This is a genomic window from Xylanibacter ruminicola Ga6B6, assembly GCF_000687715.1.
Lineage (GTDB): Bacteria > Bacteroidota > Bacteroidia > Bacteroidales > Bacteroidaceae > Prevotella > Prevotella ruminicola_B.
This window is the reverse complement of the sequence record NZ_JHXD01000002.1, coordinates 112,888-138,477: the sequence shown is the minus strand read 5'-3', so window position 1 is coordinate 138,477 and position 25,590 is coordinate 112,888. Positions and strand designations below refer to the sequence as shown.

Sequence of the window (25,590 nt, the reverse complement as noted above, 5' to 3'; positions counted from 1 at the left end):
TTCAAGCACGAATTTCACGAATTACACGATGTCTTATTTATTCTGCCGTAGATATAGCCTCCAACAGCAGCTATCATAATAATATAAATAGGTGAAACACCTAAAGCCCAGATGGCCAGGGCGCAGACGATAGGAATCCAGATGGTGTACCAGTTGAGTTTAGCACGTTTACCCAAATTAAATGTAGGTACAGCTATCAGAGCCACCACAGCCGGACGGATGCCACGAAACATGGCTGCCACCACCTTATTATCCTTAAACTGGCTGAAGAACATGGCAATCGCCAGAATAATCAGGAACGAAGGCAAAGCCGTACCAAGCGTGGTACAGATGGCACCACGTGTTTTGCGCAGCTTATAACCAATAAAGGTTGCTATGTTGATGGCAAACACGCCAGGACAACTCTGGGCGATAGCTATCAAGTCAAGCATCTCGTCCTTGGTCACCCACTGCTTCTTGTTCACAACCTCTTCCTCTATCAAAGGTATCATGGCATATCCACCACCGAGGGTGAATATGCCAATGTGAAAGAAGGTCTTAAAAGAATCCCAATATATATTCATTACTTGTGAGCCTCCACCCATTTACGTGCATTGACGAAGGCCTCAATCCATGGAGTAACCTCGTCCTGACGACGATCGGCAGGATACCAAGCGTTCTGCCATGGGAATACGGCTCGCTCCAAGTGAGGCATCATGCAGAGATGACGACCATCGGCTGAGCAGATACCAGCTACATTATAGTCGGATCCGTTAGGATTAGCGGGATAGCCAGCATAGTTGTACTTGGCAATCACGTTGTAAGCACTCTCAGCCTCGGGCAATGAGAACTTACCCTCGCCATGAGCAACCCACAAACCGAGCTTGTTGCCACTCAATGAGCCGAACATCACGCTATTGTTCTGAGGAATGCTCAATGAGATGAACTCACTCTCGAACTTATGAGAGTCGTTGTGCAGCATCTTAGCACCCTTTGCACCCGTCAGACCGAGTTCAACCATCAGCTGACAACCGTTACAGATACCTAATGAAAGGGTATCCTCACGGGCATAGAACTTATCGAGTGCCTCCTTAGCCTTAGGATTGAAGAGGAAGGCACCAGCCCAACCCTTAGCCGAACCAAGTACATCGGAGTTAGAGAAACCACCACAGAATACAATCATATTGATGTCCTCGAGTGTCTCGCGCCCAGAAATCAGGTCGGTCATCATCACATCCTTTACATCAAAACCAGCCAGATACAAGCAGTAAGCCATCTCACGTTCACCGTTGGTACCCTTCTCACGGATGATGGCAGCCTTAATGCCTGAAGCCTGACGACGATCGGCTGAGATACCATACTGATCCAACTTACCAGTGAAGTCCTTATTAAACTGCATTTCGATAGGCTGCTTCTTATAGTTAGCGAAACGCTCAGCAGCCTTACCATTGAAACTCTGCTTGCGATCGAGTAAGTAAGAAGTCTTATACCATGTATCACGGAGAGCATCAATGTCGAATGTCTGCTCTACATCACCAGCCTTCACAACGATGGTGCGGACATCCTCAACAGGATAACCAATCTTAGCATAACCAACGCCCTGCTCCTCCATGAAATCCTTGAACTCCTGCTTGTAGTCATCGCTTACCTCGATAACTACACCTGGGTTCTCAGCGAAGAGAGTCTTAACAACATCGCCATCGGCACAAATGTCGTGCAGGTTGATGTGCATACCACCCTTAGTGTTGGCAAAGCACATCTCAAGCAGAGTGGTAATCAAACCACCGGCAGAGATATCGTGACCAGCAAGAATCCAACCACGATTAATCATCTCCTGAACGGCCATGAAGGCATCGGCAAAGTACTCGGCATTCTTAACAGTAGGAACATCGTCGCCTACCTTACCTAAGCTCTGGGCAAAGGCCGAACCACCAAGGCGCTGCTCGTCGAACGAGAAGTCGATATGATAGAGTGATGCATTCTTATCGTTAACCAATACAGGCGATACAACTTTCTTAATGTCAGAAACCTCACCACCAGCTGATACAATCACTGTTCCAGGAGAGATAATCTTCTCGCCATTAGGATACTGCTGAGAGAGTGACAGCGAGTCCTTACCTGTTGGTACGTTGATGTGCAGGTCGCAACAGAAGTCGCTCAGAGCCTTTACACCAGCATACAGACGGGCATCCTCACCCTCCTGAGAGCGGCAAGGCCACATCCAGTTAGCTGAGAGTGAGAGTGAATCCATACCCTCGGCCAATGGAGCCCAAACAATATTTGTAAGAGCCTCAGCTACAGAGAGTACAGAACCAGCAGCAGGATCAGCCAGACCAGCCTGAGGTGCATGACCAAGTGCTGTGGCGATACCCTTAACACCACGATAGTCGAGGGCTACAACACCACAATCGCTCAGAGGCAACTGAATCTCGCCCTGACACTGCTGACGTGCAATCTTACCTGTTACCGAGCGATCGACCTTGTTAGTCAACCAGTCCTTACAAGCCACAGCCTCAAGCTGGAGCACGCGGTCGAGATACTCGTTAATCTTATCCTGACTGTAGGTTACGTCAGCATAGTGACGCTCTACAGTATTATCCTTCATAATAGTCTTTGGTGAGTGACCGAACATCTGAGCCACATCCAAATCGAATGGCTTCACACCATCGCCCTGCTTGAACGAGAAGTGAGCATCGCCGGTAGTCTCACCTACTACATACAGCGGAGCACGCTCGCGCTCAGCAATCTTACGTACATGTTCGATATGCTTCTCGTCAATGAGCAGTCCCATACGCTCCTGACTCTCGTTAGCAATGATCTCCTTAGAACTCAGAGTCTTATCGCCGATAGGCAACTTGGTCATATCAATCTCACCACCGCACTCCTCAACGAGCTCAGAAAGACAGTTGAGGTGACCGGCTGAACCATGGTCGTGTATTGAAACAACGGGGTTCACATCCTCCTCACAAAGGGCACGAACCAGATTGTAGGCACGCTTCTGCATCTCAGGGTTAGCACGCTGAACGGCGTTCAACTCGATACCGTTGCTATAGCGACCTGTATCAACTGATGATACAGAACCACCACCAAGACCGATACGGTAGTTATCACCACCTACGACTACAACTTTATTACCCTTCTGAGGTTCTTTCTTCAAGCAGTCGCGCTTAGTGCCATAACCAACACCACCAGCCAGCATGATAACCTTATCGTAAGCATACTTAGTATCATTTGCCTCCTGGTGCTCGAAGGTAAGTACAGAACCACAAATCAGTGGTTGACCGAACTTATTTCCGAAGTCAGAAGCACCATTAGAAGCCTTGATTAGAATCTGCTCAGGAGTCTGATACAGCCACTGGCGAACGGGCAGAATGCTCTCCCAATCGCGAGTCAGCTTGTCATCATCAGTCAGACGAGGATAAGCTGTCATGTAAACAGCTGTACCAGCGATAGGCCATGAACCAACACCACCACCCATACGGTCGCGGATTTCACCACCAGTACCTGTAGCGGCACCATTGAATGGCTCTACTGTTGTAGGGAAGTTGTGTGTCTCTGCCTTCAGCGAGATAACACTCTCGATGTCTTTTACCTGGAAGTAGTCGCTGGTGCTCTGATCCTTTGGAGCAAACTGCTCTACTACAGGACCCTGTGCAAAAGCCACATTATCCTTATAAGCCGAAAGAATCTTGTTAGGATTCTCCTGTGTAGTCTTCTTAATCATTGCGAATAGGCTAGACTCCATTTCCTTACCATCAATGATAAAGGTACCGCCAAAGATCTTATGACGGCAGTGCTCGGAGTTGATCTGTGCAAAACCAAAGATCTCAGAATCGGTCAATGGACGTCCGTTCTTCTTCTCCAGTCCGTGCAGATATTCAATCTCCTCAGGGCTAAGAGCCAGACCTTCCTGCTCGTTATATTCCTCCAGATTATCCACATACTTAATTGGCTCCGGCTTAATATTAATAGTAAAAATGTCCTGGTTCAGGCCATTATACATACGCTGCAACATCTCGTCGTGCTCGGCATCTTTAGAGTCTACGACAATATATTCCTCTATACGAGAAATGCCGCTGAGGCCCATATTCTGTGTAATCTCAACGGCATTTGTACTCCATGGTGTTACCATCTCACGGCGTGGACCAACATAGTAGCCCTCAAGCTGCTCTGCATCTAATAGCGTGGCACCGCCATAAAGCCAGTTTAATTCCTTGATTTCCTGTTCACTCAGTACGTGATCAACCTCCGTGGCAATCACCGATTTCTGTGGGGTCTGAAAGAAGCGTATCATACCTTACTTATTTTATATATATTTTAATTTGCGTGCAAAGGTACTATTTTTAATTTGAAATCACAAATATATTTACCTAAAACTTAAATTAAAAGCCCCTCCATTCAATCAGGAGGGGCTCTTTCTATTATTACTTTCTTTTCTTGGTGGCAGTCTTCTTAGCCGAAGCAGGCGCTACCTTTACTGTCTTATCCACGTATGGGATCTGATTCATCAGCACCCAGGCCGACTCATATACATAGTTCTTCAGATTGGCAGGGAAGTCGGCAGAGCTATTCAAGAACTTCTGAACCTCTGTCTTAGCCTCAGCACTCTTATGCGATGCTATCAGCGTTTTGGTCCAGCGACTTGGGAAAGGCAAACTGGTAGTCTTCTGTATCTCAGGCAGTGCTTTCAAACCCTCAACAATGTAAACATTGCTCTGTGGCTCATACACATCCGAGTTCAACAATCGCAGGGTATTTAGTACCCAAGCCTCATTCTGACGGTTCTCGGGCTTCAGCAGACTCTTGAATACTTCTACACGATTGCTGGCAATAGGATCGGTAGCACGACTTACGAAATCGAACTCCTGTCGCAATTCATCGGTAGTGAGGCGAGCGCGCTCCTTTTCCAGAATCTGCTGACGACGATCTGGACGGGTGATAGCCAAGCGATAGGCAATCTCCATATAGTCGTGTTCATCCAAAACGCTTTCGTTATGGCGATCCAGAATAGTCTGTAACTTATTCAGTACCTCAGGCGAGATAGCACTGGTGCCCAACTTACGCCATACCAACTGGCGGCACTCCTTGGTTTTATTCTCACCCAGCAGATCCATAATTACCAACTCGAGTGTATAACGCTGCTGCATGGTCAAGTCTGAAGCAATCTTATGCATCTGGTCGATGGCTGTTTCCATAATCATCGGATTCTTCTCACGCCCCAAGAAACGGAACAGCTCGCCAAAGTGCGATGGCGCCAACTTACCCTGCAGGTAATTATCGTGAATCAGATTCAGCAAGGTATAGCGGTGCAAGTCATTGCGTGTTGTGATGAGACGCATGGGCAGAATCTTCACATAGTTATCATCGAGTGTAAAGCGACCATAACCGCGACCATCCTGGTTAGGAATAATATAACCAGGAGCTGCACCACTCTTCTGCTTGAAGGTCATGGTTGGCTGCTGCATATCAACCTTGATAGTCTGCGACTGTCCTAAGTTGCTAATCACCTTCAGCTCAAACTTCTGGCGCCAGCACAATCCTCGTCCATAAGGATCGGTCTGCGATACAATCACATCACCATTCTTAAAAGAGGTTGTGATAATTGGCATTCCTTTCTGATTTACCCATACATCACAGAATTGACGTACGCCAGCACCAGGAGCCTGCTTGTCGAGTGTTTCGACAATCTGATTCCAGCTGATATGTCCCAGATAGTGATCCTTAATGCACTGTTGCAGACCTTTCTGCATGGCCTCGGCTCCCATCTCATCTTCAAGCATACGCATCATTACTGGTGCCTTGCAATAGTTGATATGGTCGTACATCCATACAGGGTCATGCGGATCGCCATACTCACCAGCAATGGGATGAGAAACTTCAGTCCTATCCAAATTCATCGCATTGCGCATATAGGTATTCATGAAGTTTATCTCAAACTCATTCTTCTTATACTGACTGCTGGTAATCTTCGATGCCATAAAGTTGGCCAGCACCTCCTTAGCCCAAGGCTCATCGATAGCAGTGATATTACCGAACCATATATGAGACGTTTCGTGGGCAATCAATTCGGTACGTTTCATCAAATCCTCCTTCGAAGGCTTCTTACCTAAAAAGATGGTCTTCTCGCTCAGGGCTACTGCACCACGACGCTCCAAACCGCCCAACTGGAAACTGGGCAGGATATAAACCACACCTTCTTTATCATAAGGGTTAGCTATACCAGTGTAACCCTCCATCCACTTCATGGCCTTAGTAACCTCTTTAAATACATCATCTATCTGGGCCACCTTGGCAGGATCGGTCTCTGTGTAGAACACGCGTAAAGTACGACCATCTACTGTAGACGATTTCTCGTTGAATTTACCAACTGCAAAAGCGTAGTGCGATGGTGCCATCTTCTCTGACATATCCACAGTAATAGCTTTCCAACCAGCAGGGGCATTGATGGTAGTCTGATACTGAGCACGCAAGCCCTCTACATCGAAACAGGGAAAAAGGGCACGGCCTTCGTCGGCCTGCACCTGAGTATACAGCACACTACCACTACGAACAAAGGCTTTATCCTGACTGGTAAAGTCGAGTGACACCTTATTAGTTCCTGGCTTAAACAGCTTACCTGGAATAATAATCTGGTTATTCTGAACCTTTACGCTGGCCTGCTTACCTTTACCTTTGTTGGCTTTATATACAATTACATTACCTGGTGTTCCCTGAAAATCGAGTACCACGTCCTGCTTGGTTCTGGTATCGAAGGTAATTGTAGCCTTACCTGTTACCTTTACCTGAGGATTCTCTGACACATTAAACGTCAGCTGGTACAGGATACCGCTGATATTACCCACGCGACTATCCGCCTGAGCATACACACCAAGTGTAAAGAAACTTAGCATGCACAAACATATAAATTTTATCGCTTTCATACATTTAATTTTTTAATTTGCCTGCAAAAATAGCTAATTATCCGCAAACATCTGTCATATTGGCCATATTTTTTTGTCTTGCGGGCAAAAAAGATGCAAACGCTTACCAGTAGTCGGATGCACAAAAGCTATCGATTCTGCCTGAAGATAAAGTCGATCTGCCTTATGACCATAGAGTTCATCACCCAAAATCGGACACCCTAACCCTTCTTGATGCGCACAGTGCATTCTCAATTGATGCGTACGCCCCGTATGAGGATAAAGGGCAAGAAGGGTTATTGGATGATGAGTGGTAGGGGATTGCAGACGGTCTAATACACGATATTCGGTAATGGCACGTTTGCCGTGCTCATAGTCAACTATCTGACAAGGGCGATTCATTGGATCACTACTCAGTGGCAGATCGATCACACCATGAGGTTGTTGTATTTCGCCCTCAACAACAGCCAAGTATTTCTTTTTAATAGTACGAGCAGCAAACTGATCCTGCAAATGATGATAAGACACGGTTGTTTTGGCAACCAACATAATGCCAGAGGTCATCAAATCCAGACGGTGAGGCAACATAGATGCAGCCCATCGTTCCTTAGCCCATGTAGCGACCGAGTAATCATCAGTCTTACCTGGTACACTCAGCATACCTGATGGCTTATAAACAGCCGCAATCGCCTCGTCCTCATAGACGATTTCGATGCCTTGATGCAAAAAGCCTGAGGTTTCCGGATCGGGATCCACTTCCAAACCTTGCAACATCCAAGTAAGCACAGGTTTACACTTACCTCTGCAGGCAGGATAAAACTCACCATGGTAACGCACTTCGCTTTTAGGCGAAGGTCCCCACCAGAATTCTGCCATGCATACGGGTTTTAAATGTTGCAGATAAGCATACTGCATCAGTTTTGGTGCACAGCAATCACCTGTGCCACCTGGTGGTAAGGGAAATTTCTTTTGTATTTTGGGGTTCTGGTGATAGTCGCGCCATATCTCCACCAGATCTTTAATTTCGCCATGGGCGTTTAAGATTCTGTATTGTTGAAATAGCCACAGTTGTAAATTCTGCGACATCTCTTTGTGCAGGTTTTGAGTTTCAGATGATGAGTGTTGGTTAAGCGCAGATATCTCGCGCTCTTTCTGCTTAAAATAGCCATCAGGCTGCTGGGCATCAAAAACCGGCGGCACAAAATAGGGCCAGTCGTTCCGCCCTTCTAACAATCCAGAATAAGCAGCTAGGAAACCTAAGCTGCCATTAACTTCCACAACCAGGACCCCAAACATCTTACCCTCTTTCGGACCTATCCTTTCAATCTCCTGCTTCACCTCGTCGCATGCCAATAAACACAGCGGATGAGGTTCATAGCAGAAAGGCCAAGTGAACCGTTCTGGTTTGGGAATGTTAGTATGAAGAGGATGGATGATCATAAGAGATCGAGACATTTCTCTACTGGAATACCACGATTTTTATCATCGGTATCCTTGTAACGCTCAATCATTCGGAATACAGTATCCATCGCTGTACGGGTACTTGTCTTCAAGCTCTCGCCATTCAGTAGATGACCAATCAATACAGCCGAGAAGATATCGCCAGTACCATGGAACAAACCAGGAATTTCGTGATACTCTAGGTGGAAGTAGCTATCATCGTAGTGATTATAGCCCACCACCGCATTGCGTCCGTCTACCTTACAGCTTGTTATCAGAGCCGACTTGGTGCCTATCTTGCGCAACTCGTCCAACAAATCGCCAGCCTCTTCCCAGCTAATACCTTCCATTTTGATTGGTGTATTGGTCAGGTAGCAAGCCTCGGTATAGTTAGGAAAACAGAGATGCGCAACCGATACCATCTCGCGCATCAGCTCCACCTGACGTTCCGTCATGCCATTATACAATCGTCCACCATCACCCAGAATCGGGTCAACGAATACCGTTGTGCCTTGTTCGCCCTGCTCTTTGCAGTAGCCAGCCACCAGTTTGGCCTGCTCATCGCTGAACATCAGTCCTGTACAGATGGCATCAAAACCAAAGCCAAGTTCTTTCCACACAGGCAGAGTACCACGGATGTAATCGGTGGTATCCTGGATATTAAACTTTCCGTAGTCGAGTGTATTAGACACAAGGGCAGTAGGCAAGCTATACGTAGGGATGCCTAAGTAAGAGAGGATAGGTAACATGGCTCCCATGCCAACCTTTCCATAGCCCACAACATCGTTAATAAGCAATATCTGTTTCATTTCGGCTGCAAAGTTACTATTTTTTAAGATAAGTCGATAATACTTTCCTATTTTTTTGCTAACTTTGCACACGTTTATGGAAAAACAACTTGATTCGCCGATATTGGCACTACAGAAACAACGGCAACTGCTACAAATGGAGTATGAGGCCGAGAAAGAAGAATTCCGCCAGCAGACAGAACAAATGGGCCTGCAGCGGAAGATAAAACGTGGTGACGTTTGGTTTCCACTCACCGTTAGCAAAACTTATTACAACTCGCTGAACCAACGCGTAATAGAGGTCTTAAGACAAGCCGACGAAGAGATAGAACATAATTTTGAATATGGTAAGCCCGTAGTATTCTTTAGCGTGGATACCGAGGGAAAAATCAGCTATTTTAAGATGACAGCCTGTGTGAGCTATGTAGATGGCGACAGAATGGTTGTGGCTGTGCCCGACGGTATGGGACTGGTGGAGATACAGAATGCCGAAAAGTTAGGTATACAACTCTTCTTCGACGAGACCAGCTATAAGATGATGTTTGATGCGCTTGACAGAGTAATGAGCGCCAAAGGACGATTAGGTTATCTACGCGACCTTTTTTATAACAGGCAGAAGGCAGAGACATTCAACTTCAGTCCACTACACTTCACATACCTGAATGCCACACAGGAGGATGCTGTAAACAAGGTTCTTAGAGCCAAGGATGTAGCCATAGTACACGGACCTCCAGGCACAGGTAAGACCACCACGCTGGTAGAAGCCATTTACGAAACCCTGATGCGTGAGAACCAGGTTTTGGTTTGTGCACAGAGCAATATGGCAGTCGACTGGATATCAGAGAAATTGGTCGATCGCGGCGTAAACGTATTGAGAATAGGTAATCCCACCCGCGTGAACGATAAGATGCTATCGTTTACCTATGAGCGCCGTTTTGAGGCCCACCCCGACTACGAGATGCTTTGGGCATTAAGAAAGGCCATCCGCGAGGTTCGAGCCAATCGCAAAAGAGGCGACCAGAAATTTCACCAAAAGGTGGAGCGCCTGAAAGAGCGTGCCACCGAACTGGAAATGCGTATCAAGAACGATCTGTTCAGCGAGGCACGTGTTATCGCCTGCACCTTGGTAGGCTCGGCCAATAAAGTGCTTGATGGTCAGAAATTCGGCACCTTATTTATTGACGAAGCAGCCCAAGCGCTCGAAGCCGCCTGCTGGATACCTATGCGACGTGTATCGAGAGTAATACTGGCTGGCGACCACTGTCAGCTTCCACCCACCGTTAAATGCTACGAAGCCTTAAAGGCAGGATTAGGAAAAACGCTGATGGAGCGCATTGCTGAGAACAAGCCTGAAGTGGTGACGCTGCTGAAAATGCAATACCGCATGAACGAAGAGATTATGCGATTCTCGAGCGACTGGTTTTACAACAACCAGGTGGAAAGTGCACCAGATGTTAAATACCGCAGCATTCTGGACCTGGATATACCGATGACCTGGATAGACACCTCACAATTTGATTTCCCCGAAGAGAGCGGCATCACTTTCAAAGAAGAGTTTGTGGGCGAAACTTTCGGACGTATCAATAAGGCTGAGGCAGAATTAACCATGCTGGCCTTGCAACAGTATTTTGAAAAGATTGGCAAGGAACGCATACTTGAAGAGCGCATAGATGTGGGTGTAATTTCGCCCTATCGCGCCCAAGTACAGTATCTGCGCCAGCAACTGAAAAAACGCGAATTCTTCAAACCTTTCAAAGGTCTTATCAGTATGAATACTGTAGATGGATTCCAAGGACAGGAACGCGACATTATTATGATTTCGCTGGTACGTGCCAACGACGAAGGACAGATAGGTTTCCTGCGCGATTTGCGCCGTATGAACGTGGCCATCACTCGCGCTAGAATGAAATTAATCATACTTGGCGACGCCTCGACACTGACCCGTCATCCTTTCTACAAGAAGCTCTACGATTACATAGAGGCACTGTAAAAAACTTCATAAATGTTTGCGAGTTTCGTTTTTTTGTATTACTTTTGCACCTATGATAAAGATAAAAAGGGTTGAAACCAAGCGTGAGCTTAAGCAGTTCGTACAGTTCTATTACGACCTGTACAGGGGATGCGACAGTGCCGTACCCTATCTCTATGCCGATGAGATGTCAACGCTTCGCCGCGATAAGAACCCATCATTTGAATGCTGTGAAGCAGAATATTTTTTAGCATACAAGAATGGTGAGATTGCAGGACGCGTGGCTGCCATCATTAACCATCGCGCCAATGAGCGCTGGGGATGCCGCCAGGTACGCTTCGGCTGGTTTGATTTTATTGACGACCCCGAAGTGAGCACAGCACTCCTGAAAGCAGTAGAAGACTGGGGCAAAGCTAAAAGCATGACAGAGATAGCCGGTCCGTTAGGCTTTATCGATACCGACCGTGAGGGCATGCTTATAGATGGATTCGACCAGTTATCTACCATGTACGTTAATTACAACTACCCCTACTATCCTCAGCACATGGAACAGAAGGGGGGATTTATCAAGGACAACGACTATGTAGAATGCAAGGTAAAAGTACCCGAAGTGGTGCCTGTCAAGTTTGCCAAGATTACTGATATGGTACGTAATCGCTATGGCTTGAGGGTGCACAAGTTTACCCGCAAGGAACTGGTAAGCGATGGCTGGGGCCGCGAGGTATTCCATCTGTTGAACGCAACCTACAAGGATTTGTACGGATTCTCGGAACTTTCACAACACCAGATAGACAAACTGGTGAACGATTACATTAAGATTGCCGATCTGAACCTGGTTACAGGAATTATGGACGGCGATAAAATGGTGGGATTTGGTGTAACCTTCCCCTCATTCTCACGTACCCTCCAGCGCACTCGCGATGGTCGATTCCTGCCCTTTGGCTGGTGGGAATTGCTGAAAACACTGAAATGGCATAACACCGATACTGTCGACCTACTACTGATAGGCGTACTACCCGAGTATCGCGGCAAAGGTGCCAACGCCCTGATTTTCGACGACCTGATTCGCCAGTTCCAGCGCTATGGCTTTAAATGGGCAGAAACAGGTCCACAGATGGAGACCAACGAGGGTGTACTCTCGCAGTGGCAGTATCTAGATACCACTATTCACAGACGACATCGTTGTTATCGTAAAAAGATATAGTTATGGACATGACTTGGGAGTTTATATTACGTATATTCGTAGCCGCACTCCTTGGAGGTGCTATCGGACTGGAACGCGAATACCGAGCCAAAGAGGCAGGTTTGCGCACCCACTTCTTAGTGGCATTAGGCTCGGCAGTATTTATGATAGTATCGGCTTACGGATTCGATGGTGTTATGACTACGCCTGAACACCGTTGGGATGTATCGCGTGTAGCTGCCCAGGTTGTATCGGGTATCGGTTTTATTGGTGCCGGCACCATCATCTTCCATAAAAGCGAGAATGTGGTTCGTGGTTTAACCACCGCAGCAGGTTTGTGGGTTACAGCCGCCATCGGTCTGGCTTGTGGAGGCGGTATGTATGTACTCTCCATAGCATCCACCGTTTTAGTACTGGTTGGTTTAGAGGCCTTTAACTTTGTACTTCGAAAAATAGATAAGCATAAGAAATAAAGAAGAACCCTCGCCAATCGGTGAGGGTTCTTTTTGCTATTACTTGAAAATCTTCTGGGCGAACATGGTGAGATAGATACGCCAGTTGCGCCAGATATGACCACCATCGGTCTCAACATACTCATACTTGTAGCCCTTGCTATCCCAGTAGTTACGCAGGTCGACTGTGCTCTGATACAGGAAATCAGTCTTACCCATACCCATCCAGTAGAGTTTCGGCTTGCTACCGAACAGCTTAGCACTCTGCTGTGCGAAGGTTTTACTATTCTCAATCTGCTTAGCAAACGATGCCTCGTATGTGCCATTCTCCAAGTGCAGACCTGCAGAGAAGAGTCCGAAGTAATCGAACTTGTTAGGATAGAGCAAACTTACGTGGAAAGTGTGACCACCACCCATCGACAGACCACAAATAGCTCGGTGAGAACGATCCTTCAGAGTGCGATAGTTGGCATCAACATAGTTTACGATATCCATAAAACTCTCAGGGATTGATGCTGCGGCAGGAGCTGTAGGACCTGTACCTCCGTCGCGAAAACCTGGTGTGTACATACCCCACGACCACTCACCAGGAGCAGCCTGACAGTTAGGATTACCATTAGGCATAACTACAATCATTGGCTTAGCCTTACCTGTAGCAATCAGGTTATCGAGAATCTGTGCGGCACGACCGAGCTCGCTCCAGGCATTCTCATCGCCACCTGCACCATGCAACAGATACAACACAGGATACTTACCACCCTTATCATAGCCTGCAGGGGTATAGATAGTCATACGGCGCTGCATCTTCAGCGTAGGACTGTTATACCAAACCTTGCTCAGGTTTCCGTGAGGCACCTCGTTTACCTTATACAAATCGCCCTTATCGCCTTTCTGGTCGCTTACAATAAAGATATTTGTAAACGATACGATGTCGCGATTTACGTAGATATTAGCAGGATCCTTCACACCAGTCATACCATCGATATTAAAGGTATAGCTGTACATCTCAGGAGCCAGCTTATCGGTGGTAAAGCTCCACACCCCATTCTTGCCCTCCTTCAGTTCGGCTACACCTGGGGCATCGTACTTGCCATAGCCAGGGATGTCGATCTGCTGAGTTGGCAGGAAGTCGCCTGTTACCTCAACCTTTACGGCTTTAGGTGCAAAGAGATTGAATGTTACGGTTCCGTCTTTGTTTACGACGGGTGATTGAACACTGGCACTGTTAAAGAGTTTCTCCTGTGCCTGGGCGCCAACACAGCACATGGCTGCCAGCGCTAAAGTCATGATTTTTTTGTTCATACGATTGTTATAATGCTATTTAAAAATACGTTGTGCTAATTGGTGTAAGTTTTTGCGCCATGTGTACCAAGTATGACCACCAGGAGCGGTATAGTACTCGTATTTGACGTTGGCAGCGTCGAAAAGTTTAAGTGTGGCAAGACCATTCTGATAGGCGATATCCTCTGGATCGCCCTGTGTAAACACAAGCTGGCACACATTTTTTCTGATACCATCGGCTGCCTTGTTAAGACGCTGGCGATAACCATCGAACTGCTCTTTCTGGGCAGGGAACCAACCTGCGCTCAACACCCAGAAATATGCAAACTTATCGTTATCGTTAAGAATGGTTTCCATCGTTTCCATGCCACCCATCGACAGACCGGCCATCGCACGGTGGCCCTTATCGGCAACTACACGATAGTTATCTTCGATAAAAGGAATGATGCTACCAACAAGGTCCTGCTCAAACAAGGGCACCTCGTCCATCATGTTCTTTACTGGGATAGAGCCGTTGGGCATTACTACCAACATAGGCTTCATCTTACCCTCGGCCATCAGGTTGTCGAGAATATTACCTGCACAACCAACACCTGGCCACGAGGCATCATTATCGCCACCGCCATGAATCAGATAAAGCACAGGTAACTTTTCAGCACTCTTTTCGTAACCAGCTGGTGTCCACACATGCAGTCGACGCATAGTTTTTAATACCTTACTATAATAATAGCGCTGGGCAATGGCACCATGAGGAATGTCGGTACGCATATCATAGAACTGCTTGCCATCGCCAATATTCGCCAAAGCTGAAGTCTCTGCAGAAAGTACGCCTTTAGGATCCTGCACTTTCACGCCATCGACGGTAAAATTATAGCGATATACACCATCCTTCAAATCGCTTACAACTGCCGTCCAAACGCCATTATCGGCCTTAGTAAACTGCAAGGGTTTGCCCCAAGGCATGGCATCACCGCCAAAACCAACCTGCTTGGCGTTAGGAGCATAGATACTGAAAGCCACATTACCGTTACCCAAGTTGCGAACAGGTTGTAGTGTATCGTTAGGTGTTGGCTGCATCTGCCACTGTGCCATCATAGGCACAGCGCAGAATGTCAGCGTCATTATTGAAAAGAAATGTTTCATTATCGTTTTAACAAGTTAAGTTTTACATTGGGTTTCATCACGTTGTTTACTTTCTTAGTCCAAGCCTTTACATTTGCAGATGCCTTTGCCTCAACATCATTAGCCGAAGAACAAATCAGGAAATAGTATCGACCAGCATCGGTTTTCCAGGCAGAAGCTTTCTCGTTGAACGAGGCTAAGTCCTCAACCTTTACCTGCATGGTAATAGTCTCAGTCTGTCCTGGCTGCAACAAACCTGTCTTGGCATAGTTGCGCAGTTCCTTTTCGGGCTTGTTAAGTTTCTTGCTGTTTGGCGCTGCCACAAAGAGCTCCACCACATTGCGTCCAGCCTTCTTACCAGTGTTCTTTACATCAACCTTAACGGTGTAAACGCCATTTGCCTCGCTTACACTCATATTCTCATAAGCAAAGGTGGTGTAGCTCAGTCCGAATCCGAAGGGATAAGCCACAGGCTTACCAAAGCTATCAAAGTAACGATAGCCTACGTAGATATCCTCCTCGTAGTTGGTATAATCAATATTGGCCTGTGGCTTACGCTCCTTAGGAGCTTGATCCTTATTATAACCCCACATAAACATAGCTCCTAAGGTTTTATCATCAACATTACTGGGGAAATTCTTATCGGCATAAGCATCGCCATATTTAATCTGGAAAGTCATAGGCAGCTTACCGCTGGGATTCACTGTACCGCTCAGTACATCGGCCACAGCAAATCCACTCTCCTGACCGCCCTGCCAGGTGCAAACCAATGCATCAACCTGACTCTGCCAAGAGGCTACATCGATAGGGCTACAGATATCGAGCAATACAACTACCTGCTTGCCCTTTGCATGATAAGCCTCGCTAACAGCCTTGATAAGCTTGGCCTCGCCCTCTTTTAGGTAGAAGTCGGCCTCGCTGCGATCGGCAGCCTCACCACTCTTACGACCCAAAGAGATGATGGCTACATCCGAACCTTCGATGGCAGCATTAAGTTCATCGGCAGTAAACTGCTTTTCATCGGCACGTGCAGGTGGCATAAGCGAGAATGGTGGGCGACCGTTGGGGAACAAACGCTTCTCCTCAGCTGCAATATGCTGGGTATAGGTACGAATCAGCGGTTTGTAAACCTCGTAGCCTGCCGAACGCATACCCTCTACGAGCGATACAGTGTAGTGACCTACAGAGGTACCACCAAAACCAGAACCACCCGAAATCCAATCGTAAGATGTGCAACCGAACAAGGCCACACGTTTGCCCATCAATGGCAGAATGCCACTATTCTTAAGCAGCACTATACCATCGGCACCGACCTGGCGAACCGTTTGGGCATGTGCTTTCAGATCGGGCTCATTATTATACTTGTAACCTTTGAAGTTATGGGTCTTTATTACATATTCCAGAATGCGCTTTACATTGGCATCGAGCACCTCCATAGGCAGTTTTCCACTCTTAGCAGCCTCAAGGATAGCCTGATACTGCTTGTCCTGACCAGGCTGCAGCATATCGTTACCAGCCAGCATGGCAGCTACGGCATCGTCGCCCGCATTCCAGTCGCTCACAAACATACCTTTCCAGCCCCACTCGTCGCGAACAATGGTTGTCAGCAGTTCACGGTTCTGTACGGCGTATGGACCATTCAGTTTATTATAAGAGGTCATAATAGTCCAAGGATTACTCTCCTTAACCATTATTTCAAAAGCCTTCAAATAAATCTCACGGAGCGCACGCTGCGACACCTGCGAAATATTGTTATTGCGGTTAGTTTCCTGGTTGTTGGCCACAAAATGCTTAGGACAAGCTGCAGTTCCCTCGCTCTGCACACCACGTACATAGCCTGCAGCGATGGTGCCTGAGAGATAAGGATCCTCTGAGTAATACTCATGGTTACGTCCGCACAGTGGGTTACGGATAAGATTCATGGCAGGCGACAGAATCCAGTCGAGTCCGAACTCGCGCACCTCGTTACCGATGCCCTGACCAACCTTAAAGGCAGCCTCGCGGTCCCAGGTAGAGGCCAGCGTCATCGAAGCTACAAAATCAGTTGGATAGTAATCGTTATGATCCCAAGCACGGGTGGCATTCATACGCAAACCTTGCTGAGAGTCGGCACAATAGGTTTCAGGGATACCCAGACGAGCCACCGAGAATGTACTACCGGCTGTACCAGGAAATTTGGCCTCATCGTTAAAATGCATGCCGCGCCCCAGTACCATGTGGCACTTTTCTTCGAGGGTCATTGCTTTTACAATCTCATCAATGTTTTCAGCCTTTAACTGCTGGGCTGTTGCATCAAGGCTGTAGCCGCACATGGCAGCCACAGCCATTACAACCAAACAAATGTTATGAAACGAAATTTTCATTGTTTAAATTATATTTTTTAGTTATTATGAATTTGGTTTCTGGGTGCAAATATACGAAGTTATTTTGAAACTTGCGAGTGCAAAGGTAAACAATCTTTCAGAATGTTGCTTTCGATTGCGTACTTTTGTTTTTCACCTATGTTCAAATCAGTTACGGTGTTTTCTTATTTGTTCAAAACCGTTCTGATTTGTTCAAAATGTATAATATTCGCAAAAATATTTGGCTGCTACAAATAAAGTATGTACCTTTGCAGCCGGAAAATTTATTTGACTTAGAATTTAGCTAATAGTAGAGTATGAAAAAGTACCTTTTGAATGGCCTTGCAGCCCTAACTATGGGCTTCGCTATGACCTCGTGCATGCAGGAGTTCAACGTTGAAGTACAGGAGCAGCAAGTATCACTCGACAATGCCCAGCAAACGCTTGGTTTCTACATCCCCGAAAATCAGGACTGGGTGATGACATCCACAGCTACAGCCACCTTTAATATTCAGGGCCTCAGCGACGAAGCAACTGTATACGTATTCTCAAACAACCCCCAATCCGATGGTTATGGAAGTGTTTTGGCAAGCGGCCAGACAACTGGTACAACTACCACACTTAGCGAGTTTAGCATTCCCGCACACCTGGAGTCGGTGTTTGTTGGTGTGAAAGAGAGCAATGGCAATATGATTTATAAGTATGTTGACGTAGAGAACGGCCAGATAAATGCCAATTACAACTACAGCACCACTGCCAATGCCCGCACAAGAAGCATTACCGTTAATGGTGACACATACAGTGCTTTTACTTTCCCAAGCAGTTCGGATTTAACTGCGGCTTTCCCCACATCTGTCCCAACAAATGCTGATGAGGTTGCCGACCTTGAAACGCTTTACAAAGGCCAAACATATGGAGGAACAACCATGTGGGATTTATATGCCATTTATGCCAATAAGATTGTAGAGGGTTACAATTTGAAAGTAACCCGAACCGGCGTTGTAGAGTTAGGCGGAAACTACCAGAATGCAGGATGGAATGGTTCTGCAAATGTAGCATATCCTTATAATGTGTATGTTAACGTTAATGGTGACGTTACCATCCGACGCGTTGGTGCCACCCATTTTAACCTATATATCCTTAAAGGAAATGTAACTTTGGAGAGCAACTATGGTGAGCAGGCAGGCTCTATATCTGTAGCCGCTGGTGCAACTCTTAACGACCAGCGTAACAGTATTGCCGCCAATCAGGGCATAAAAATATTCAATCGCGGTACCATCAATGCCACCAATACAGAGAAATACGACATAGGTAATTTCTGCACAGTTTACAACGAGGGTAAGTTTAACTTTAGCGGAGCCATGACTTATTCGCCTGGTGATGCCAACACCTCATACTTTATTAATATGGGCGACAATGCAGAAATAACCGCACCATCGATGACAATGAACTCGTCGTGCCACTTCTACAACAGCGGCAAAGTAACTGTATCTGGAGAAACAAAAGTTACACAACAAAAAATCTATTGGATTAACAATGGTCATTACACCACCGGTTCGATGACTTTCAGCGCCAAGAATACTACATTCTACAACTACTGCCAGCTGCTGGTTAAGGGTAATGCCCATATGTACGATGGCGAGTTTAACCTGATGAATGGTAGTTACACTGAGACCAACACTGCCGACTTTGACAACTTTATAGTCAATATGAATGGAAATGCAGGATTCAATGTAAAGGATGGCAGTGATTGGGCGGCTCAGGGCGATGGCACATTCCAGGGATTCAAGGCCACTGGTACAAATAACTACGTTCGCTTAGGTGGCACAACTACTGTAGCTGGACATCTCAAATCGCTTGAAACTACAGGTAACATCACTTTAGCCTACAACAACATTGTTGACCTTGGTGCGGGCAATAGTGGTGTACAGCCAACTTATCAGTTTAACGAGGGTACTACAAAAGTTAATTTCAGCCAGCTGAATCCTACCTATAATTCTACCAATTGTGGTGCTTCATGGACTTCCAATCCTCCAGTTGTAACGCCTGTTACAGAAAACCAGACTTGGACTTATGCCTTTGAGGATAATAAGACCAGATGCGACTTTGACCTGAACGACGTGGTTATTCAGGTTAGAGAGAGTGAGACCAACTCAAGCAAGTTGATTGTAACGTTGGTGGCTGCTGGTTGCGAATACGACAACTACGTATGGTTGGGCAACACCCAATTGTCGTGGAACAATAAAGCCGAGGTACACGAGGCTTTCGGAGCAACTCACGGCGTGATGGTAAATACCAGTCGCGGTGTAGATATGAACGCAGTAGAAACTACTATCGACAAGCCATCCGGATTCGATTTCCAGACAGCAGATTTCAAGATTTGTCCATTTAAGGTTAACTCCGACCCGACAGTTAGCACAAACGCTGTTAACGATTATATTACCGTGGTTACATCAAGTAACTCCGAGGGGTTAGGCAAAGTACCTCTGGGTATCGCCATCCCCGCCAAATGGAAGTGGCCAAAAGAGCGCGTAGTAGTAAACAATGCATATTCAGGTTTTACCGCCTGGGGAAAGCAGTCAGACCTTACGCTTAAAGCAGGCCAGAGCGGTTGGTACCAGACCCCCAATTCGGGCACGGTTTACGGCGAATAATTTTTCAAACTCTATTATAAGTCAAATTGAAAAAGGAGGGGTGTCCACGCGATGTGAACGCCCCTCCACCTTTTTGTCATTTGTATGAGATAATCAATATACCATTGATGCATTGGTAAGATAGAGATACCAATCGAGGAACCGTGTGTGGTCCTCGGCCCACTCGCCAAAACTATGCCCTGTGGTAGTGTAAGCACCTATCATGGCTACTGCACCCGATTCCACACGCTTTCTATAGCCCATCTCATTGCCTTCAAGGGGGTAACGGAAATCGCCAGTAGGCACCATCAATGCCCAAGGCAGATCCTTAAATGATGCTACCGAATAATTGGCAAGCACCTTAGCCGACTTAAACTGCTCAACATGCGTTTCCCAGTTGCCACCATTATAATATGTAATAATAAATGGGTCGATATCGTTAAGCGTAAAGTTATCCAGGCGACTTATGGTATAATCATCGTTCTTAAACGTTACCACATAGCTAAGTGTACGGGTAGCACGGGTTTGATAAATATCGGTATTATAGCTATCGCTATTAGGATCTATGACGTTATATTTCTTACGGGTAAATAGTCCATAATCGGCGTCGAGGTTAAACGCCATAGCCCAGTGGGCATCGCAAAACAGGTTAAGCACAGCCTCCTGGTTGCGTCCCTTCATCAGCAGCGAGTGAGCCACCGTTTTATCGCTAAAAATGTCGCCAAACGGATAGAGTGTCTGGTCGTTAATGCCATCATTAAATGTTACACCCGTGGTGGTATAAACCGAATCGACAGTATCGTACGAATAACCCACCAGTCGGATACAGCCGGCAATCTGCTTAGCAGCGCCAACAGCCGAGAGTGTTACAGTTACTGTTATCTGGTTAACAGCGGTACGCTGCTGCGACACACGCAAAACCACATCGTTGTAATCATAATCGCCCGGCTCTGGGTAATTCTCTTCAAACAAATAAGTATAGGTTTGAAGGGCAGATGTTACAGCCTTACCCGTAGTTGCACTTGTAAAATCAAATGTTTCAGTAGATGCCTGCGATGCGGGGAACGATGTAACCGTAAGATTGCCGCTGGCATCAACAATTGCTGCATAAAGCGTAGTAATCTGGTAAGGCACATCAACCGAGAGCACACCCGACTGATTGCCCGAAACGAATATCTGGTGCATCAGTTCGGCCTTACTACTGGTGAGTGGGTTGGCCGAATAGATACGCAGCTGCTGGTAGTTGCCCGACGGCACCTGGTAGCGATAGCTTTTAAACTCAGAAAGCATCCACATATGCTGCTGGTCGACACTATCCACTGCCGAGAAATATTTTATCAGCTGGCGATGGGTTTCCTCATCGTAAACATTCTTGCTGCATGAGGCTACTCCAAGCATTGCCATCGCACCTGCTATAAGTGTAATAATCAGACTTTTACGCATAATACTATCTGTTTTTGTGGCCAAAATTACAAAAATATCTCTATCAACAGTGCATATTTCTGTAATATTTACAGATTTTAACCATCAAACAGATACAAACAATCGAAAAAAATGGTATCTTTGCACCGAAAATCGAAACAGTTACGTAACAATTTATTAAAGTCTGCGATATGAAGAAGTATTTGATAACAGGAGCATTGGCTCTGGTTGGCATGGTATTTAATACCAGTTGCCAAAACGACATGGAAAACTACAGCAGCCCGGAAGAAGCAAAGAAGGCTATATTTGCCGAGAATTTTGAAAAATTCTACGGAACTCCCAATCCCAACCAGGACTGGGGATTTGCCGAAGCAAGTCTTGCAAGCGTAACAGCCACTACGCGTGCTGCCAGCGTTAATGGAAACTTGTGGTATCAAAACTGGCAACGTCCCGTTAATGTTACTTCCGACGAAGCAGCGAAAGTATTGACAGCATTTAGCGTAAAACGCGAAAACCAAACAAATGCTATTACCATTAATTGGAACAACTACTGGGTACACCAAGTACACCAGAGCAACAACTCGTACTATGATGGCTACGGCCAGAACACTGGTGATATACATACAAAGATGAACAAAATTATTGCCTATAACACCAGTGGTAATAGTAATTATTACGAGCATGTAAACAACTTTAACAATGGCACCAACACCACTGTTTCTACCGATGATGAAACCCATCAGCAATATATTGGTACTACCCTGATGCTTAATATGGGTACCAGCGCATCGGCCAACAACCAGTTTGGATATCATAACACCTTAGATAGCAAAGACCACTTTGAATACTTTATCATTGCTGGAGCAGATATAGATGCATCGCTGGCCGGATACTATTACGTAGGCTTCGACTTCTGTGCATCGCACCCAGCCGGACAAGAGGCTAATAAAAACATGGACGTTGCCCGCGACTGGATATATAACGATTGGATTGTAAGAATCAGCCCTGCTACTGCTGTTGGTTCTGGCAGCTCTACTGGCGGCAACATTAATCAAAATACAAGCAGTACCGAGGTTTACACCAAACAGCATGTATTAGTGCACAAGTGGGTATTCTGCGAGGACTTAGGTAGCTCATCAAACAGAAGAGACTTCGACTATAACGACTTGGTATTCGATGCAAGAATTGTTGACGAATATAAGATTATAAAGAATGCCGATGGCACAGAAAGCGCATACTCGGCCGACCCCACCCACCGCTACTATGCAAAGCTTACACCACTTGCAGCAGGAGGCGAATACGAAGTGTGGTTCAACCAAAGCAATCAGCCTATTCACAGTCTGTTTGTGCCAAGTACAGCAAATAATGTGCTGATTAATACCTGCAATTCCAGTCTCGACTATGCCACTCCGCACACCGAGGGTCTTGCAGCACAAACCATCATTTACACATTTAACTCTAGAAGCGAGGCAAGCCTTAGCAAAATTAACATTTTTGTGCGCTCATCTACAGCCACTTACGAGCTTACTGCCAATACGGGCGAAGCACCTCATAAGATTTGTGTGCCCCCCGGAACCCGTTGGCCTTACGAGCGCACAGATATTACAGAAGCCTATAGCGGCTTTACATCGTATGTTGAAAACAGAGTTGACCCATGGAACGATGGTGTTGATGAGAAGCTGTATCCGCTGAATAATGTGCCCGATAGTCTGAAGACCGATCAGTACAACCAGTACACATATATTAAGGACACCCAGAACAGCTCATCGAGCACCACCTATGATGTTACACCATCGAGCAGCGAAACTACCATTTGGACAGGTAACAACGACTTTATTGGTTGGGATGGTGCTTATGCTGTAGAAATCCCAGCCAGCAGCTTCTCTGAGGTTGGTGCTGGAACTGTTATCCGATTCTATGGTGTGGCCAGTGGATACTTCCAGGTAAAAGCCACTTATGGCAACACTTGGGACGCATCCAACCTGGGTGATAGCAGATGGAGCGAAGGTTGTGTTTATAGTAACTCAAGCCTGAGCAGCTATTTCGAGTTGACCTTGAATGCCACAACCGCAGCAAACTTCAAGGCAAACGGTATGCGCCTTTGGGGCGAAGGCTTCAAACTGCTCCGCGTAACATACGATAATACCAATAAGACAACTAGTGGCAATGCACAGATTATTGATATTTGGAGTGGATCAAACGACACAAATAACAATTGGGCTACGATATACACTGGCAATGGCGACAAGTTTGATGACGCTAATCCTGGTGATTATCTAAGAATAACGGCCACTATAATATCAAGTGGCACTTGGTGGCAATTCAATTTGGATAATACTTCTTGGGAAGTTATCTGCGATTATATAAAGGATACCACTAGTGGCCAAACTTTATCAACCTTAGGTTATCAGGATATTGTATTGGATCAGACAATGATTGAACGACTCAAGAAGGGTGGTTTGATGTCATTTAAGTCAAATCTTGTATTCACCAAGGTTCAGTTAGTTAAGAAATAAGAGTTATCATACAATTTAAATAAGACTTTAATAAAATGTTGGGGAGGGCATCTGCGGGAGCAGGTGCTCTTCTGTTTTTAATAAAAGATGACTGTTTAATGATTTTTAACAACAATAATCATTGGCGGTGCACTATTTTTAGTATTTTTGCACGGTGAATTAAGTAAACTGGTTTCTTAACCAATTACTTTGCATCAAATACTTAAACAAACTAAAATTAAAGTGAGCGTCTGCGTGAGCAGGTGCTCTCTTTTGTTTTTATTAGCTATAATGCTTGTTTATATCGGAAAAATACTGTATCTTTGCACGCTGTTATGGTACTTAATTGGATTTGGATAGGATTCTTTATCATTGCATTTGTGATTGCCGTGATAAAACTGGTGTTCTGGGGAGATTTTGATGTATTCCCAGCCATGATGGATTCAACGTTTTCTTCGTCGAAAACCGCCTTCGAAATATCGTTAGGCCTCACGGGCGTATTGTCGCTGTGGCTGGGTATCATGAAGATAGGCGAGAAGGGTGGTGTGGTAAACGTGCTGGCCAAGCTGCTGAGTCCTGTTTTTACCAAACTGTTTCCTGATATCCCCAAGGGGCATCCTGTTACGGGCTCGATATTTATGAACATCGCTGCCAACATGCTTGGATTGGATAATGCCGCCACGCCCTTAGGTCTGAAGGCCATGGAGCAGTTGCAGGATCTGAACCAGAAAAAAGATACAGCCAGCAACCCAATGATAATGTTCCTGGTACTGAACACCAGCGGACTTACACTCATACCGATATCCATCCTGGTGTATCGCGCTCAGATGGGTGCCGCACAGCCCACGGATATTTTTATACCCATCCTGCTGGCCACGTTCTTCTCTACGTTGGCGGGTATCATCATTACCAGCTTTTTCCAGAAGATAAATCTGCTCAATAAAACCATGCTGCTTACCCTTGGCGGTGCAGCCCTGGTGGTAGCCACAGTTATCTGGGGCTTCGGACAGATGGACTCGATACTGATGAACAAAGTGAGCACCAGCGCAGCAAACATCATGCTGATGCTGATAATCATTGCCTTTATACTGGCAGGCGTTCGCAAGAAAATCAATGTATACGATGCGTTTATCGAGGGCGCCAAAGAGGGCTTTACTACTGCCGTACGCATCATTCCCTATCTGATAGCTATATTGGTTGGCATTGGTGTGTTCCGTGCCTCGGGTGCGATGGACATGCTGATTGATGGTGTGAAATATGGTGTAGAGGCCTGCGGCGGCAATACCGATTTTGTTGGTGCGCTACCTACTGCGCTGATGAAACCGCTGAGTGGCAGTGGTGCCCGAGGCATGATGGTTGACGCGATGACCACCTATGGTGCCGACTCGTTTGTAGGTCGACTGAGTTGTATTTTCCAGGGCTCTACCGATACCACATTCTACATTCTTGCAGTTTATTTTGGTAGTGTGGGCATTGTAAAAACACGCCACGCTGTGGCTTGCGGACTGTTAGCCGATCTGGCTGGCATCATCGCTGCCATCGCAATAGCATACATGTTCTTTGGATAAAGGAAAAAGATAAAGAA

The 25,590-nt window shown here is 46.2% G+C and carries 15 protein-coding genes; 6 read left to right on the top strand and 9 right to left on the bottom strand.

Annotated elements, in window-relative coordinates:
- Positions 1 to 14 precede the first annotated feature (14 nt).
- From T500_RS0102215 to T500_RS0102195, 5 genes are all read right to left on the bottom strand, one after another.
- A complete protein-coding gene (locus tag T500_RS0102215; RefSeq protein WP_028906764.1) occupies positions 15 to 563 on the bottom strand; it encodes a chromate transporter in 549 nt (182 codons plus the stop codon).
- Positions 563 to 4,273, bottom strand: coding sequence for a phosphoribosylformylglycinamidine synthase (gene purL, locus T500_RS0102210; RefSeq protein ID WP_028906763.1), 3,711 nt, complete (start codon positions 4,271 to 4,273; stop codon positions 563 to 565). The genes T500_RS0102215 and purL overlap by 1 nt, the downstream gene beginning before the upstream one ends.
- Positions 4,274 to 4,403: 130 nt before the next feature.
- Positions 4,404 to 6,869, bottom strand: a complete 2,466-nt coding sequence (locus T500_RS0102205; RefSeq protein ID WP_028906762.1) for a M1 family aminopeptidase — start codon at positions 6,867 to 6,869, stop codon at positions 4,404 to 4,406.
- Positions 6,870 to 6,953: 84 nt separating this feature from the next.
- Positions 6,954 to 8,318, bottom strand: a complete 1,365-nt coding sequence (locus tag T500_RS0102200; RefSeq protein ID WP_080694754.1) for an RluA family pseudouridine synthase — start codon at positions 8,316 to 8,318, stop codon at positions 6,954 to 6,956.
- Positions 8,315 to 9,127, bottom strand: coding sequence for a bifunctional hydroxymethylpyrimidine kinase/phosphomethylpyrimidine kinase (locus tag T500_RS0102195; protein WP_013064698.1), 813 nt, complete (start codon positions 9,125 to 9,127; stop codon positions 8,315 to 8,317). The genes T500_RS0102200 and T500_RS0102195 overlap by 4 nt, the downstream gene beginning before the upstream one ends.
- A 76-nt stretch (positions 9,128 to 9,203) precedes the next feature.
- Between T500_RS0102195 and T500_RS0102190 the strand changes: the two genes are divergently transcribed.
- Genes T500_RS0102190 through T500_RS0102180 form a run of 3 tightly spaced genes read left to right on the top strand, consistent with a single transcriptional unit; the run spans position 9,204 to position 12,731 of the window.
- Positions 9,204 to 11,096, top strand: coding sequence for an AAA domain-containing protein (locus T500_RS0102190; RefSeq protein WP_028906760.1), 1,893 nt, complete (start codon positions 9,204 to 9,206; stop codon positions 11,094 to 11,096).
- Between the two features lie 52 nt (positions 11,097 to 11,148).
- Entirely contained in the window at positions 11,149 to 12,279 is a 1,131-nt protein-coding gene (locus T500_RS0102185; protein WP_028906759.1) for a hypothetical protein, read from the top strand.
- Between the two features lie 2 nt (positions 12,280 to 12,281).
- A complete protein-coding gene (locus T500_RS0102180; RefSeq protein WP_028906758.1) occupies positions 12,282 to 12,731 on the top strand; it encodes an MgtC/SapB family protein in 450 nt (149 codons plus the stop codon).
- Positions 12,732 to 12,770: 39 nt separating this feature from the next.
- On the opposite strand, the gene T500_RS0102175 is transcribed toward T500_RS0102180, so the two are convergent.
- The 3 genes from T500_RS0102175 to T500_RS0102165 are packed head-to-tail and all read right to left on the bottom strand — an operon-like array spanning position 12,771 to position 17,476.
- Positions 12,771 to 14,012, bottom strand: coding sequence for an esterase (locus T500_RS0102175; protein WP_028906757.1), 1,242 nt, complete (start codon positions 14,010 to 14,012; stop codon positions 12,771 to 12,773).
- Between the two features lie 15 nt (positions 14,013 to 14,027).
- Positions 14,028 to 15,134, bottom strand: a complete 1,107-nt coding sequence (locus T500_RS0102170; RefSeq protein WP_028906756.1) for an alpha/beta hydrolase — start codon at positions 15,132 to 15,134, stop codon at positions 14,028 to 14,030.
- Positions 15,134 to 17,476 carry a beta-glucosidase gene (locus tag T500_RS0102165; RefSeq protein ID WP_036908238.1) on the bottom strand — a complete coding sequence of 781 codons (2,343 nt, stop codon included), beginning with the start codon at positions 17,474 to 17,476 and terminating at the stop codon, positions 15,134 to 15,136. The genes T500_RS0102170 and T500_RS0102165 overlap by 1 nt, the downstream gene beginning before the upstream one ends.
- 296 nt (positions 17,477 to 17,772) lie before the next feature.
- On the opposite strand from T500_RS0102165, the gene T500_RS0102160 reads away from it, so the two are divergent.
- A complete protein-coding gene (locus T500_RS0102160; RefSeq protein WP_155267396.1) occupies positions 17,773 to 20,109 on the top strand; it encodes a DUF4842 domain-containing protein in 2,337 nt (778 codons plus the stop codon).
- A gap of 93 nt (positions 20,110 to 20,202) precedes the next feature.
- Here the strand turns inward: T500_RS0102160 and T500_RS0102155 are convergent, their stop codons facing one another.
- Positions 20,203 to 21,531 (bottom strand): LruC domain-containing protein, encoded by a 1,329-nt coding sequence (locus T500_RS0102155; protein WP_028906753.1) that lies wholly within the window; start codon positions 21,529 to 21,531, stop codon positions 20,203 to 20,205.
- A gap of 170 nt (positions 21,532 to 21,701) precedes the next feature.
- On the opposite strand from T500_RS0102155, the gene T500_RS0102150 reads away from it, so the two are divergent.
- Both T500_RS0102150 and T500_RS0102145 read left to right on the top strand, forming a co-directional pair.
- Positions 21,702 to 24,026 (top strand): hypothetical protein, encoded by a 2,325-nt coding sequence (locus tag T500_RS0102150; protein ID WP_028906752.1) that lies wholly within the window; start codon positions 21,702 to 21,704, stop codon positions 24,024 to 24,026.
- A gap of 314 nt (positions 24,027 to 24,340) precedes the next feature.
- A complete protein-coding gene (locus T500_RS0102145) occupies positions 24,341 to 25,573 on the top strand; it encodes a nucleoside recognition domain-containing protein (protein WP_028906751.1) in 1,233 nt (410 codons plus the stop codon).
- Positions 25,574 to 25,590 lie beyond the last annotated feature (17 nt).

Excerpts from the sequence above, each read along its gene's own strand:
- T500_RS0102190 (WP_028906760.1), top strand. The coding sequence starts at position 9,204 with ATGGAAAAACAACTTGATTCGCCGATATTGGCACTACAGAAACAACGG.
- T500_RS0102185 (WP_028906759.1), top strand. The coding sequence starts at position 11,149 with ATGATAAAGATAAAAAGGGTTGAAACCAAGCGTGAGCTTAAGCAGTTC.
- T500_RS0102145 (WP_028906751.1), top strand. The coding sequence starts at position 24,341 with ATGGTACTTAATTGGATTTGGATAGGATTCTTTATCATTGCATTTGTG.
- T500_RS0102180 (WP_028906758.1), top strand. The coding sequence starts at position 12,282 with ATGGACATGACTTGGGAGTTTATATTACGTATATTCGTAGCCGCACTC.
- T500_RS0102150 (WP_028906752.1), top strand. The coding sequence starts at position 21,702 with ATGAAGAAGTATTTGATAACAGGAGCATTGGCTCTGGTTGGCATGGTA.
- T500_RS0102205 (WP_028906762.1), bottom strand. The coding sequence starts at position 6,869 with ATGCTAAGTTTCTTTACACTTGGTGTGTATGCTCAGGCGGATAGTCGC.
- T500_RS0102195 (WP_013064698.1), bottom strand. The coding sequence starts at position 9,127 with ATGAAACAGATATTGCTTATTAACGATGTTGTGGGCTATGGAAAGGTT.
- purL (WP_028906763.1), bottom strand. The coding sequence starts at position 4,273 with ATGATACGCTTCTTTCAGACCCCACAGAAATCGGTGATTGCCACGGAG.
- T500_RS0102215 (WP_028906764.1), bottom strand. The coding sequence starts at position 563 with ATGAATATATATTGGGATTCTTTTAAGACCTTCTTTCACATTGGCATA.
- T500_RS0102175 (WP_028906757.1), bottom strand. The coding sequence starts at position 14,012 with ATGAACAAAAAAATCATGACTTTAGCGCTGGCAGCCATGTGCTGTGTT.
- T500_RS0102155 (WP_028906753.1), bottom strand. The coding sequence starts at position 21,531 with ATGCGTAAAAGTCTGATTATTACACTTATAGCAGGTGCGATGGCAATG.
- T500_RS0102200 (WP_080694754.1), bottom strand. The coding sequence starts at position 8,318 with ATGATCATCCATCCTCTTCATACTAACATTCCCAAACCAGAACGGTTC.
- T500_RS0102170 (WP_028906756.1), bottom strand. The coding sequence starts at position 15,134 with ATGAAACATTTCTTTTCAATAATGACGCTGACATTCTGCGCTGTGCCT.
- T500_RS0102160 (WP_155267396.1), top strand. The coding sequence starts at position 17,773 with ATGAAAAAGTACCTTTTGAATGGCCTTGCAGCCCTAACTATGGGCTTC.
- T500_RS0102165 (WP_036908238.1), bottom strand. The coding sequence starts at position 17,476 with ATGAAAATTTCGTTTCATAACATTTGTTTGGTTGTAATGGCTGTGGCT.